This is a genomic window from Desulfobulbus rhabdoformis, from assembly GCF_016919065.1.
In the GTDB taxonomy this organism is placed as follows: domain Bacteria; phylum Desulfobacterota; class Desulfobulbia; order Desulfobulbales; family Desulfobulbaceae; genus Desulfobulbus; species Desulfobulbus rhabdoformis.
Genome location: NZ_JAFFQA010000015.1, coordinates 38,480 through 52,132, shown reverse-complemented (window position 1 = coordinate 52,132; position 13,653 = coordinate 38,480). Strand labels below are relative to the sequence as shown.

Genomic DNA, 13,653 nt, shown 5'->3' with positions numbered 1-13,653 from the left:
GGTGAATATTTTGTTCAAATGCCAGGCAAGGCTCCACCACCGCAAGAGATTGTTTTCGTCTTTTTTCTCCACTTGACACAAAATGTTCATGCGACATTCTGGCTAGTTGAAAAACCCATAGCGCAGGAGACTACGCCTGCGCGGTAACCATCGTCTAAGTACGCACCAGATGTCTCTCTTCTGGCTTTTGCCCTCTGGGCCGGTCGATTTTTGAGAGAGCTACTGATGCGAGAACGAACATAGCTCTTCGGGATATTCATGGTTTCTCTTTTATCTTTTATACTTGTTCTTGGTGTTTTGATTTTTGTTCATGAATTCGGGCATTTTCTTTTTGCCAAACTTTTTGGTGTGCGTGTGCTGAAGTTTTCGCTAGGCTTTGGGCAAAAGCTTGTTGGGCGCACCTGGGGGGAAACCGAGTATCTTGTCAGTGCCTTTCCTCTTGGCGGCTATGTCAAAATGTATGGTGAGCATGACGGAGATGAGGTCGAACAGGTGGAAGAGCACCGATCCTTTTCCCATAAGACCGTCTGGCAGCGTTTTGGCATCATCTTTGGCGGGCCTCTGTTTAATCTGCTTTTTGCTGTTGTTCTATTTTTTAGCATGTTTTCCCTGGCCGGTATGCCCGAAGCTGTCGATACCACCCGTATCGGAGCCGTGAATCCGGGATCCGCAGCCCAGGTGATGGGCCTTGCCGCCGGTGATGAAATTCTTACCATCAACGGAAAGGGCATGCAGAGTTGGCAGCAGGTCTCTGATGCCATAAAGGGCAGCCAGGGAGCCGAGGTTACCCTTGAGGTCATCCGCGAAGGAAAAGAGTTGAAGGTGAGCGGCGAACCCACCATGCAGGAGGTGAAAAACCTTTTCGGCGAAGTGGTTGGTCAACGTTACATGCTGGGTATTGTCCGTAGTGAAGAGATTCACTATGTAGATTCCACTGTGGGCGAGTCCCTGCAGGCCGCCTTTGTGCAGACCTGGAACCTCGGCTATCTGACGGTGATGGGCATTGTCAAAATGGTGCAACGGGTGATTCCGGCCAGTGAGCTGGGGGGGCCGATTCGCATTGCTGAAATTGCTGGCCAGCAGATGGAAGCCGGTTGGATGAACCTGTTATACTTCATGGGGCTCTTGAGTGTGAACCTGGGGATTCTCAACCTTTTGCCCATACCGGTTCTTGATGGTGGACATCTTGTTTTTCTTACCCTGGAGGCCGTACGCCGTCGCCGCTTAAGTGAACGCTCCATGGAGATCAGTCAGAAGATTGGTATTGCCATTCTGGGAACTCTTATGGTTTTTGTTTTTTATAACGATATCCTGCGTTTGGTGAAACGATGGCTGATGTCCTGATCCTGGCCATTGAGACCGCAACTGGTTGCGGTTCTGTCTCCATCACTCGAGGCGATGGGGCAACCGGCAAGGTGCTTGGCGAAAATACCCTGCAACCGGAGGTAACCCACTCCAGGCGGCTGTTGGGAGCTGTGAGTGCGCTCATGGAAGGACTCTCCCTGAACTGGAACGATCTCCATGGCATCGCTGTCAGCCAGGGCCCTGGCTCCTTTACCGGGCTGCGTATCGGTATGGCCGCAGCCAAAGGGATCGCCATGGCTGCGGATCGTCCTCTCATTGGCGTCCCCACCTTGGATGGGCTGGCCCTGCAACTTACCCCCGGCAACAAACCTGTCTACCTGGTTCTTGATGCTCGCAAACAGCAGGTATACGCAGCTTGTTACCAGCTACAGGAAGGGTGCTGGCAACGCACGGGCGAGGTTGAAGTGCTCTCTCCGGAAGAGCTTTCAGCAAAAATCACCACGCCAACAGTTGTTGCCGGCCCCGGTGTCGCTGCCTGTTCCCAGCAGCTGCAGGACAACCCGCAGGGTGAGCTGCTTTCCTCAGCCCTTCTGCACCCGCGCGCGGCCAGTATCGGTTTCTGCGGAGCGGCTCTGTTAACCCAACGCGACTTCGTTGGCGAGGAAAACCCGGTACCGCTCTATGTGCGAGCTTCGGAAGCTGAACTAAACTTGAAACGAAAGGGTGGCTTGAATAATTAGATTATTCAAGATTCCCGTAAATGAAGCTGAGCGCGTTTGTCTCCAGAGCGCTCAGCATTATGGTGAAATGAGAGTGGAAAGAAAACCACGATGATTACGCGGAAAAAAACACGACAGATTCATGTCGGAAACGTGGCTATTGGCGGTGGAGCACCTATTGCGGTGCAATCGATGACCAATACTCTGACCAGTGACATCGAGGCCACACTCAAGCAGATTCATGGCCTTGAGCAGGCCGGATGCGAGATCATTCGCGTTGCGGTTCCAGACATGGCCGCTGCCGAGGCCATCTCTTCTCTCCGCCAGGGGAGCACCATTCCTGTCATTGCGGATATTCATTTTGATGCCCGCCTGGCAGTTGCCGCCATGGAGCATGGTGCTCAGGGGATTCGTATCAATCCTGGAAATCTTGGCGGGCCTGAGAAACTTGCCCGGGTGGTGGACGCGGCCAAGATGCACCGGATACCCATTCGCGTTGGCGTCAACTCCGGCTCCATTGAAAAGGATCTGCTTGGGGAGTTTGGTTACCCCACCCCCGAGCGGCCCGATGCCCTGATTGCCAGTGCACTCAATAATGTTCGCCTTCTGGAACAGCACGGGTTTTACGAGATCAAGATCTCCATCAAATCCTCGGATACCCTGACCACCATTGAGGGCTACCGCCAGCTCTCCCAAAAAACCGATTACCCCCTGCATCTTGGGGTGACCGAGGCCGGTGGACTCATACCCGGCACCGTCAAATCAAGTGTCGCTCTGGGCATTCTGCTTTCCGAAGGCATTGGCGATACCTTTCGTATTTCGCTTACCCGGGAACCGGTGGAAGAGATACGGGTCGCCTATGAGTTGTTGCGCTCACTACGGATTCGAGAGCGCGGCCCGGAGATGATCTCCTGCCCCACCTGCGGCCGTACCCGTATTGATCTTTTCTCGCTGGCAGAGGTGGTCGAGCGGAAACTGCAGACCATGGAGAGCCCTATCAAGGTCGCGGTCATGGGCTGTGTTGTTAACGGTCCCGGTGAGGCGCGTGAGGCCGATATCGGTATTGCCGGCGGCAATGGTGTGGGTATCCTCTTTAAAAAAGGCGAAATTTACAAGAAGGTGGCCGAGGCTGATTTACTGCCAGTCTTTTTGGAAGAATTGGAAAAACTGGAGGCAGAGCACAGGCGTCGCGCCTGATTTCTTGCCTTCCTTTATATTATACGTGTTTTAGCAAGCGGAGACTTGAACCATGCGTTACTCACAGATGCTTTTACCCACCACCAAGGAAACACCTTCGGAGGCCGAGGTTATCAGCCATCAGCTCCTGGTGCGGGGCGGATTCATCCGAAAACTTACCTCGGGCATGTATACCTATCTGCCACTTGGCCTTCTTGCCCTGCAAAAAGTCACCGAGATTGTCCGTCAGGAGATGAATCGTGCTGGAGCCCAGGAGATCCTCATGCCCATGGTGCAGCCCGGGGATCTGTGGGAGGAATCTGGACGCTGGAAAAAATATGGTCCTGAGTTGCTCCGTTTTCGGGATCGCCATGACCGCGATTACTGCCTTGGCCCCACCCACGAGGAGGTGGTGACCGATATCGCCCGGCGCGAGTTGCAGTCCTATCGTCAGCTGCCGGTGAACCTCTATCAGATTCAGACCAAATTTCGTGATGAAATCAGACCTCGCTTTGGCCTGATGCGTGGGCGTGAATTTGTGATGAAAGATGCCTACTCCTTTGATATGGATGATGCAGGGGCAAGCAAAAGCTATGAGAAGATGCGAGAGGCTTACTTCCGCATCTTTGAACGCTGCGGCCTTGATTTTCGAGCTGTTGAGGCAGACAGCGGAGCCATTGGCGGCTCGTACTCCCATGAGTTCATGGTTCTTGCCGAGACCGGCGAAGATACCCTGGTTATCTGCAACGAGTGCTCTTTTGCCGCCAACGTGGAAAAAGCAGCCATCACCCTGCCCGAGGCAGAAGAATCCCAGGTCGAACTGGAGGCCATTGCCAAGGTGCAGACCCCTGGCAAGAAAAAGGTCAAGGTTGTGGCCGAGTTTTTAGGGGTAGAGCCCAAAGATGTGATCAAGACCATGTTCTACCTGGCTGACGAGGAGGTCGTCGCGGCGTTGGTTCGTGGTGATCGTGAGGTACAGTCCGTTAAGCTGAAAAATCTGCTGGGGGCCAATGATGTGGAACCCTTGGAAGAGGATCAGGTCTGGCAGGCAACCCGTCTGCCAGCAGGCTATCTCGGGCCGGTGGAACTGCCGTTAAAGATGGTGGCGGATCAGGAGGTGATGCGCATGATCAACGCGGTGGCCGGTGCCAATGAAAAGGGCTGTCACCTTACAGGTGTCAATCCTGAGCGTGATTTCAAACCCGCCATTGTCGGTGACCTGCGTCAGATCACCATGGAAGACCGCTGTCCCACCTGCGGCGGTTCGCTTGGGCTCAAAGAAGGGATCGAGGTCGGACACGTGTTTAAACTGGGCACACGCTACTCCGAGGCCATGGAGGCCCGGTTCCAGGATAGCGATGGCCAGGAGAAACCCTTTATCATGGGCTGCTACGGCATTGGCGTCAGCCGTGTGGTTGCCGCAGCCATTGAGCAGAACCATGACGACAAGGGTATCATTTTTCCTGTTCCCCTGGCCCCCTTTCAGGTAACTATCCTTAACCTGACGCCCAAAGATGCTACCTTCTGTGAGGCCTCAGAGGCTCTCTACAGCTCGTTGCAACAGCAGGGGCTGGAGGTACTCCTGGATGATCGGGATGAGCGTCCGGGCTCTAAATTCAACGATGCCGATCTGGTGGGCATTCCCTTTCGGGTTACTGTGGGGAAAACCTACGCTAAAGAAGGCAAGGTTGAGGTACGCGTCCGTAAGAGTGGAGAAACCCTGCTGTTTACCCCTGAGGAGGCGGTCACCTATCTCAGCGAGCAGGTACGTTTGGCCCTGTCTGTGTAAGAAGTTTTTTTTAGAACGGAAACAACGTTGTTATGTCGGATATCAAACCACTGCGCTCCCTGGCTTCCGGCTATCTAAGTGATGTTGACTTAAGCCCTCTTAATACCGCCTGGGAGTTTATTCAAGAGCGACACGGCAGTCAGTTTTATGCGACCGGCGAGCCCTATGTCGATCACCTGCTGGCTGTTGGCTCCACCCTGGCATCAATGCGTCTTGATCTGGACACCATTGTTGCCGGACTGTTGCATGGAACCATTAAAGAACACGTCGCAGATCTGGATGAACTCAAAAAGAAGTTTGGACAGGACGTGGCCAACCTCGTCGACGGGGCCACCCGGATCACCAATGTCCGCTACAACTCGCATCTGGCCCATGAGGCGGAAAATATCCGTAAGCTGCTTTTGGCCATGGGCGCCGATATTCGCGTGCTTTTGGTCAAGCTTGCCGATCGTCTACAGGATATGCTCAGCCTGGAAGCGGTGGATGAGCAGGAGCGGCGGATTAAGGCCCGGGAGACCATGGATCTTTATGCGCCACTGGCCTCACGCATTGGCATCGAGTGGCTCAAGCGGGAACTGGAGGACCTGGCCTTTCGTTATCTGCTGCCAGTGGAGTACGCCGATCTCGCCGCTCATATGGAATCGACCATGGCAGAGCGCCAGGTCTATGTGGATGATGTCATTCATATCCTGCATCAGAAACTCAACGCTGCCAAGATCGTGCCGGTACGTATCATTGGCCGTCCCAAACACCTCTATTCCATTTATAAAAAGTTGGTTGCCCAGCGTATTCCCCTGGAGCGGGTTTACGACAAGGTCGCCTTTCGCATTATCGTGCGCACGGTAAAGGAGTGCTACCAGGCCCTGGGCACGGTCCACGCCGACTGGACACCGGTCCCCGGCCGGATCAAAGACTGGATCAGCGCCCCGAAATCCAACAATTATCAGTCGCTGCACACCACGGTCTCCGGCCCCGATGGCCAGTTCATCGAGATTCAGATTCGTACCGAGGACATGGACCGGGTCGCCCAGGAAGGTGTTGCCGCTCACTGGGCCTATAAAGAGGGGCAGAAGATCACCAGCGGCGATGCCAAGCTCTTTAAAGAGCTCAAGCGGCTGGTTCAATCGCTGCAGGAGGTCGAAGACCCCAGCGAGTTCATGGAGTCGGTACGTGGTGAGCTCTTTGAGCCCGACGTCTTTGCCCTGACTCCCTCTGGTGAGGTGCGGGAACTGCCCCATGGCTCCACCCCCATTGATTTTGCCTACTCTATTCACTCGGAGGTGGGGGATACCTGCGTCGGGGCCAAGATTAGTGGCCAGATCGTGCAGCTTAAACATAAGCTGCAGAGTGGGGATATTGTCGAGATCCTGACTCAGAAAAACCAGCACCCCCGCCGGGCCTGGCTGCAGCTGGTCAAAACCAGTAGGGCACGAACCCGCATTCGTCAGTATCTGCGTCGTGAAGAAAAAGAGCGCTCGCTCAAACTCGGTCGGGAAATCTGCGAGCGCGAACTGAAGAAATACGATGTGAACTTAAAGGGGCTGCTCAAAAGTGGGCACCTGCGCCTGCTGCTGAAAAAACTCAACTGCAATTCTCTGGATGAAATGTTGGTGCGTGTGGGGAGTGGCTCCATCACCGTCCCCCACCTGCTGCGGACCCTGCAGCCGGAAGAATTTCGCGAAGCCGAGGAAAAAAGACGCATCGCCGAGATGGTCGAACGGGCCAAACGGGCCACCGAGGCAGCGAAAAACGAGCCCTCAAGACGAACAACCATCGATATTGATGGTGTGGATGGCATGTTGATTAAAATCAGTCAGTGCTGTCGGCCCGTACCCGGTGACGCCATTATCGGCTTTATCACCACCGGCTCGGGCGTGTCGGTGCATAAGGCTGATTGCCTCAACCTGAAGGCGACAGATCCGGCCAGGTGGCTGGATGTCTCCTGGTCCGGGACCCCCAACAGCACCTACCGGGCAGGGGTGGTGGTTCGCTCTGAAAATCGCAAGAACCTGCTTGCCGATATCAGTGGGACTATCAGCGCCGATGATGCCAATATTGTTGAACTCAATGCCCGGACCACGGTGGAGAACATTGCCGAGATCAATGTCCTGATTGAAGTCATGAACCTGGAACACTTGCAGCGGCTGCAGCAGCATCTGCTGCAGATGCCAGAGGTGATCGAGGTGCGGCGAAAATAACCGTTTGGATTATGCTGAAGCGAAATGAGCACGCATCATGATCTGCCCTGTCTGTGGAAACGAAGTTGAGCCGGGGCATACCTCTTGCCCCTTTTGCGGATCTCCCTGCACTGGTGGAAGTCCTCAGCAGCGCGGTGTACTCCATCGGCAGGTAAATCTGGAGCGGGGCAAGCCTTTGGTCGAGCAGGCCCTGAAGCGATTTGAGAGTGAGCTTTTCACCAGCCGCAGCCTGGGCTGTAAGGTGTTGACCCTGATTCATGGGTATGGTTCAAGCGGGCAGGGCGGAGCCATCAAGGAGGCGCTTAAGGAGCAGCTGGCCTATCTCAAGCACCAGGGAACCATTCGCAATGTCATTGCCGGTGAGCAGTTTGAGGGCCGTTCCGGCAGAGGCCGTCAGCTCCTGCGTCAATACCCCTTTCTTGCCCAGCACCGGGATCTGAATCGGGCCAATCCGGGGATTACCCTGGTTTTTCTCTAACCTATCTGCTACAGCCCCAAAGGAAATACTATGTTGACAAGAAACCGTCCGGCCGATGTACTGCGCCCGGTGCAGGTGGAATATAACCTGCAGCCCCATGCAGACGGCTCTGTTTTGATGAAGATGGGCAACACCCATGTTCTCTGTGGAGTCACTGTGGAAGAGAAAGTCCCCCCCTTTCTCAAGGATAAGGGGCAGGGGTGGATCACGGCCGAATACGGGATGCTGCCCTGCGCGACCCACAGTCGTGGCCGTCGTGAGGCACGCAGCGGCCAATCGGGACGCACCTTGGAAATTCAGCGTTTGATCGGTCGTTCATTACGGATGATGGTTGATCTCACCGAGCTTGGAGAGCACACCCTGCGGGTGGACTGTGATGTCATCAATGCCGATGGCGGTACCCGCTGCGCATCAATCACCGGTGGGGCTCTGGCCCTTCGCCTGGCCCTGCAAAAGATGGTGGAGAAGGGGATGCTTGCCAAGCTGCCCTCCATTCTACCGGTGGCCGCCGTCAGCGTTGGTGTGGTCGAGGGCGAGGTGGTGCTTGATCTTGATTACAGTGAAGATTCCAACGCGGATGTAGATGCCAACTTTGTGATGAGCGGTGATGGTCGCTGGATTGAGCTGCAATCCACCGCTGAAGGGGCGCCCTTTCAGCCGGAGATGTTCACCTCCATGGCTGAGCTGGCCACCAGGGGAATCGACCAACTCTTCACCCTCTGGGAGGGCAAGACGGAACTCTAGAAGAACAGGGGCGGCTCAGGAAAGGATTGAGGAGAACTGAACCGCCTCCAGGTAGTGATCATATACCTTGGCCGGGGCTGCCTTGATTTTACGCAGATTACATAGACACTCTTTGGTTTGCCCTTTTTCATAGGTAAGCAGCACCAGGAGAAAGGGGGAATAAGGGCCCTCTTTACTGCTGAGTGCCTCCTTGATGGAGTCGGAGAGTGGCAACATCTCCAGCACCTGCTGCATTGGCTTATCCAAGATGGCATCGATCAGGGAAAAGAGGCCCAGTAAAAAAAACTCTCCGCTGTCTGTGACCTGCTTGCAGTCTTCAGCCACCAGTTGACACCAGCGGGCTCGAATGATCGAAAGCCGAATCAGCTCCGGTGGCTTTTCTGCAGCCAGTTCGGAAACAATAACCAGCGTGACAAAGCGGCGAATCTCCTGGTCGCCCAGATAGATAATCGCCTGGCGGATGGAGTCCACCTCTTTGAGCAGGTGATAAAACGAGGAGTTGATGTAGCGTAAAAGTTTATAGGAGATGGAGACATCGGTTTCAATGATGGTTTCCAGTTGATCAACCGTGGGCTCGGCCTTGTTGATCTCAGTCAGCAGATTGATCAGGCTGATTTTGTTGGAGGCGATTTCCGTAATCTTCAGTGATTCGGGCTTGGCAAAGAAGTAGCCTTGAAAATAATGGAAGCCCAGTTTGCGGGCATGTTCAAACTCTTCGTAGGTCTCGATCTTTTCCGCAAGGAAGCGAATGCTGAACCGGCTGAGCCGATAGAGCATACGTTCGATCTCATCGGTGGTGGAGAGACGGTAGTCGATTTTGATGATGTTGGTCAGCTCAATGAGCGGCAGCAGATTCTTTTCATAGACAAAATCATCAAGCGCCAGAATGTAGCCGAGCTCAGAGAGACGCCTGCAGGCGGTGACAACTTCGGGAATCGCTTCCACATCTTCAAGGATTTCTATAATGATCTTGTTTTTGGGAAAGGTCGGAGCTATCTCCTGGAGCAGGAGATTTTGGGTGAAGTTGATGAAGCAGGGGCGGTTTCCGGCAACCTTTTCAATACCTTCGGTAAGAAAGGCTGTGGAGAGCAGGCTGGTCGTGGCCCTGTCCCCACTGAGTTGACCCAGCTGTAATCCCTGCGACTGCCGAAAGAGCAATTCATAGGCAAAGATCTTTTTATGGGCATCAAATATAGGTTGCCTGGCTATATAAACATCCATGGAACCTCATATACTGCGAAGTTAATCTTGCAAGCAGTATAGGGCAGATGAGCTTTGAAACCAAGTATTAAGCGTAAGTTTGGCTTTCCCTCAATGGGGAAGTTTCTCAAGCAACGACATCCCATCCGGGGTCACCGGTTCAACCGCGTTGAGCTCCTCGATTTCTCCAAGCCCTACAAAGCGGCCATAATCGATTTCTTCTTGCTGAAGAAAAAAAGGGCCGTTGCTGGTACAGGCAAAGATACGCCCCCAGACACAGTTCTCGGCATCCTCATAATACTGGTCAAAGAGTGGACGCAATTTTACTCCGCTTATGCCCAGTTCCTCCTTCAGTTCTCGTTTGGCCGATTCTTCGTAACTCTCATCGGCAAGGACCACACCACCTGCTGCCAGGTCCCAGTATCCAGGGTAAATATCCTTATTTTGGCTTCGCTTCTGGATAAAAAGTTCCCCCAGAGTATTAAACACAAGAATATATGAGGCCCGGTGGATAAGTCGTTGCTGACGCATAATCCGACGGGTGACCGCACCAATAACCGTATTGTCTTTATCAACAATGGCCACGATCTCCTCAGCCGGATTATAGGGCTCCATCAGAAGACCTCACTGGCGTTCTCTGTCGGGTTAAACGGGTGGCGGATTTCCCAACAGCGGTGAATCTTTCGATTGCGCCCAAAATCAAAGGGAATGGTCTCCTCGCTGATTTCGCGAATCTCAAAGAGTTCCTCAAGTTCCGGGGCCAGTTTGAACTGCCGGAAGTTGTTGGAGAAGATCAGTACGCCTGCTTTGGCCAGGTGCCGCATGGCCTCTTCAATCAACTCCCTATGGTCTTTTTGGATATCAAAGGTCTGCTTGCGATGACGCGAGTTGGAAAAGGTGGGGGGATCAAGAAAGATCACCCCAAAACGATCGTTGGTCTTTTTCAGCCAGGCCAGACAGTCCGCTTCAATGACCTGGTGCAGGGGACCACCAAAGCCGTTTAAGGCAAGGTTGGACTGAGCCCGCGTGAGATAGGTCTCGGAGATATCCACCGTGGTGGTCGAGGTCGCTCCCCCCAGAGCTGCGTACACGGTGGCCGATCCGGTATAGGCAAAGAGGTTGAGAAAAGTCTTTCCCTGAGCAAGCTCTTTGATACGTCCTCTGGTAATGCGGTGGTCAAGAAAGAGGCCCGTGTCGAGGTAATCGGTGAAGTTAACCAGAAAGCGGCCCCCTCCCTCATGGGCTTCAAAGAGATTCCCAACGCTGGATTTTTTCTGGTACTGCTGACTGCCTTTCTGTTTTTGTCTGGTTTTGATGAAAATACGGCTGTGGGGTAGGTCAAAGACTTCACGAATGACCTTAAGACTGAGCTCGAACCGTTCTTTGGCTTTGCCGGCCTCTATGGAAGCTGGAGGAGCGTATTCCTGCACATGGATCCACTCTTCGTAGATATCCACGGCCAGGTTATATTCTGGAATATCTCCGTCATAGAGACGAAAGCAGGTGACTCCCTCGGCCTGAGCCATGGGGAACAGACGTTCTGCATTTTTAATGAGCCGGTTGGCCAGATCCTCACCGGGGCTCCCTGCTTCAAGCGGTTTAAACGCCCAGTTTAGTGGGGTGCGATCGGTTAAGCGGCTCTCATGGCCGACTAAAAGCTGACACTTCAGGGGACCGTTAAAGAGGCGATAGCGTTGTTGCCACTCCACACCGAGCATCTCACCAAAATCCGGGTTGGCTGTAAAAAATCCCAGAGACCAGCCGGAAAAATGGTGTTGATAGGTGCGTCCCAAGCAACGGTAGAGATATTTGACCGCTTCTTTTTCAGAAAGTCGTTCGCCATAGGGCGGGTTGGTGAGTAGAGTGCCGTGGGCACCCGGGGACTCTAACCGGGCCAACTGGCGTTGTTTGATGACCACTACGTTGCGTAGTCCGGCTGCAATCACGTTTTTACGGGCTGCGGCCACAACTTTGGGATCAGCGTCAAAACCCAGGAACTGGGGCCAGACTTCAGGTAAATTCTGACCTTCACGATCAAGTGCCTCCTGGATCAATCGATCCCAGAGCTGGGGGTCGTGTTTATTCCAGCCCATAAAACCAAAGCTTTTGCGTAAGAGGCCAGGGGCGCTGTCGCTGTACATCAGCGCCGCTTCAATCAGCAGGGTGCCACCACCACACATGGGGTCAAGGAGGATCGGCTCTGAATTGGCCCGGTCAAGCCAGCCTGAAAGGCGGACGATGGCCGCGGCCAGAGTCTCTTTCAGTGGCGCTTCGCCGGAACCCGTTCGGTAGCCGCGTCGGTGGAGGCTGTCGCCGGAGAGATCTATGGACAGTGAGGCACCGGTGCCGTTGACATGGAGGTTGAGACGAACATCCGGGCTTAAAGGATTGACGTCCGGGCGCTTGCCAAAGCGTTTCCGAAACTGGTCGACAATGGCATCCTTGATGCGCAGCGAGGCGAAACGACTGTGGGTGATTGCCGAGTTGACCAGGGTCGCATGCACGGCAAAGGTCGACTTGGTGGTGAAGTGATCATCCCAGAGGATCTTGCCAGCATGCGTATAGAGTGCATCGGTGTCAGGAGCGTCAAAACGGCTCAGCTCGAGCAGAATGCGTGAGGCAAAGCGTGACCAGAGACAGGCTCGATAACCGGTCTCCAGGGTGCCGTTCCAACTGACCGCTCCAGGGCTGGTCTCGATGGAGTTGCCGCCAAAACTGTTGATTTCTTCTCGAACCAACTCTTCCAGGCCAAAACCACAGGTGGCGGTAAATCGGAGCGGTTGCTTTTTTTTCTTACGGGCCGTAGGACGAAGACGGTATGTACTCATATTCTCAAAGATTCACGCGAGCGAAACCTCAAATAGCCATCAGGACAACAGCGATCAGGAGGGAAGCAGGTCGTTTGGTAAGCGAAATTATATCAGAAGAGCTTTACAGGCAGGGGCCTGCCCAAGCATTGAACACGATTTTCTACCAGTAATAATGAACACCGGGGGGTATAAAAAAAGACACCTGATTTTTATGCGTCCATAAATTGGTATATAAAGGATAGGAGGAGACAAGCACATAGAGCCAGGTCCTTGACTTTCACGCACCCTATATCGGCGCAGCATAGTCATTCTTGATCGGGAAGTAAACAAGAACAACCTTCCCCGGACGACAAAAATCTCTCCCCTTTTCTTGAAAAAAAGGGCGGTAGCCCTAAGCCCTCTTATTCGTGAGGAATGTTTTTATGCATCCGTTTCATACATCAAAAACAGTTATTGATTCCAGCTCCAAGCAAGTCAGTCGACTTAGCCGGGAGCATGCCCACGGTATGAAAAATATCTTTAGTGTTATTCGCGCCAATGTAGAGATGATTGAGGAGGAAAACGATTTCGGCGGTACTGTGCAGCGAAGATTATTACGCATCGTTGCTGCCTGTGATCGTGGTGAAGAGCTGGTCGGAAAACTTCAGGAAAGTTCCGCAAGAGAAACGAAGCGTGGCTTTATGCCTCCCGTGGAACCCAGCTCGGCAATACAAACGGGCCCTCTGCAGGGGAGAATTCTAGTCGTTGACGATGAGCCGGATGTGCTCAAGGTGATTAGACTCTACCTTAAAGGGCATACGCTGTCCATTTGTAGTCTGACAAGCGGAATCGCTGCCATGGAACATCTGCAGAACAGTGAAATCCAGTACGATCTCCTGCTGACGGATTTGGAAATGCCTTCGTGCAATGGCATTGAGCTGTGCACCTTTTTTAAAAAACACAACCCTGAGTTGCCGGTCATTATGATGAGTGGTTATGGCCAGAGTCTCACGAAAAATGATATCGATCATGCCCAAATTCAAGCTGTTGTCTCGAAGCCTCTTGATCAGAGGCTGCTTGTGGCAACCCTTCGCCAATTTCTCTCTGCTGATTCCGTGGAGACGAGCGGTCGCTGAATGGTTTCATTCGGAGCCGACAAATGCAAGTACTTGACAATTTTTAAGGAAAATCATGTAATACAGCCAGTGCGACTGCTCAATCCGTATGGGGCTGTCTTTCAGTTCCACTCACCTGA

The 13,653-nt window shown here is 53.4% G+C and carries 11 protein-coding genes; 8 read left to right on the top strand and 3 right to left on the bottom strand.

The genetic code is table 11. The annotated features are described in order from the left end of the window. Window positions 1-258 precede the first annotated feature (258 nt). The 7 genes from rseP (at window position 259) to rph (ending at window position 8,409) form a co-directional block, all read left to right on the top strand. Entirely contained in the window at window positions 259-1,344 is a 1,086-nt protein-coding gene (gene rseP / locus JWJ90_RS09895; protein ID WP_205227061.1) for an RIP metalloprotease RseP, read from the top strand. Then, window positions 1,329-2,045: a tRNA (adenosine(37)-N6)-threonylcarbamoyltransferase complex dimerization subunit type 1 TsaB gene (tsaB, locus tag JWJ90_RS09890; protein ID WP_205227060.1), complete on the top strand. Its 717-nt coding sequence runs from the start codon at window positions 1,329-1,331 to the stop codon at window positions 2,043-2,045. The genes rseP and tsaB overlap by 16 nt, the downstream gene beginning before the upstream one ends. 90 nt (window positions 2,046-2,135) lie before the next feature. After that, window positions 2,136-3,221: a flavodoxin-dependent (E)-4-hydroxy-3-methylbut-2-enyl-diphosphate synthase gene (gene ispG / locus JWJ90_RS09885; protein WP_205227059.1), complete on the top strand. Its 1,086-nt coding sequence runs from the start codon at window positions 2,136-2,138 to the stop codon at window positions 3,219-3,221. A gap of 52 nt (window positions 3,222-3,273) precedes the next feature. Continuing rightward, window positions 3,274-4,989: a proline--tRNA ligase gene (locus tag JWJ90_RS09880; protein ID WP_205227058.1), complete on the top strand. Its 1,716-nt coding sequence runs from the start codon at window positions 3,274-3,276 to the stop codon at window positions 4,987-4,989. 32 nt (window positions 4,990-5,021) lie between these two features. Further along, a complete protein-coding gene (locus tag JWJ90_RS09875; protein ID WP_205227057.1) occupies window positions 5,022-7,187 on the top strand; it encodes a RelA/SpoT family protein in 2,166 nt (721 codons plus the stop codon). Window positions 7,188-7,224: 37 nt separating this feature from the next. After that, window positions 7,225-7,665: a zinc ribbon domain-containing protein gene (locus tag JWJ90_RS09870; protein ID WP_205227056.1), complete on the top strand. Its 441-nt coding sequence runs from the start codon at window positions 7,225-7,227 to the stop codon at window positions 7,663-7,665. 30 nt (window positions 7,666-7,695) lie between these two features. Continuing rightward, window positions 7,696-8,409: a ribonuclease PH gene (gene rph, locus JWJ90_RS09865; RefSeq protein ID WP_205227055.1), complete on the top strand. Its 714-nt coding sequence runs from the start codon at window positions 7,696-7,698 to the stop codon at window positions 8,407-8,409. Between the two features lie 15 nt (window positions 8,410-8,424). Here rph and JWJ90_RS09860 read toward each other — a convergent pair whose 3' ends face one another. From JWJ90_RS09860 to rlmKL, 3 genes are all read right to left on the bottom strand, one after another. Continuing rightward, window positions 8,425-9,630: an EAL and HDOD domain-containing protein gene (locus JWJ90_RS09860; protein WP_205227054.1), complete on the bottom strand. Its 1,206-nt coding sequence runs from the start codon at window positions 9,628-9,630 to the stop codon at window positions 8,425-8,427. A 90-nt stretch (window positions 9,631-9,720) separates the two neighbouring features. After that, window positions 9,721-10,224: an NUDIX hydrolase YfcD gene (gene yfcD / locus JWJ90_RS09855; protein ID WP_205227053.1), complete on the bottom strand. Its 504-nt coding sequence runs from the start codon at window positions 10,222-10,224 to the stop codon at window positions 9,721-9,723. After that, the gene (gene rlmKL, locus JWJ90_RS09850) at window positions 10,224-12,437 is read right to left on the bottom strand and encodes a bifunctional 23S rRNA (guanine(2069)-N(7))-methyltransferase RlmK/23S rRNA (guanine(2445)-N(2))-methyltransferase RlmL (RefSeq protein WP_205227052.1); all 2,214 of its coding nucleotides are present in this window, start codon (window positions 12,435-12,437) and stop codon (window positions 10,224-10,226) included. Before rlmKL ends, yfcD begins: the two co-directional genes overlap by 1 nt. Before the next feature lie 404 nt (window positions 12,438-12,841). Between rlmKL and JWJ90_RS09845 the strand changes: the two genes are divergently transcribed. Next, window positions 12,842-13,534 carry a response regulator gene (locus tag JWJ90_RS09845; RefSeq protein ID WP_205227051.1) on the top strand — a complete coding sequence of 231 codons (693 nt, stop codon included), beginning with the start codon at window positions 12,842-12,844 and terminating at the stop codon, window positions 13,532-13,534. The last annotated feature ends 119 nt before the right edge of the window (window positions 13,535-13,653 follow it).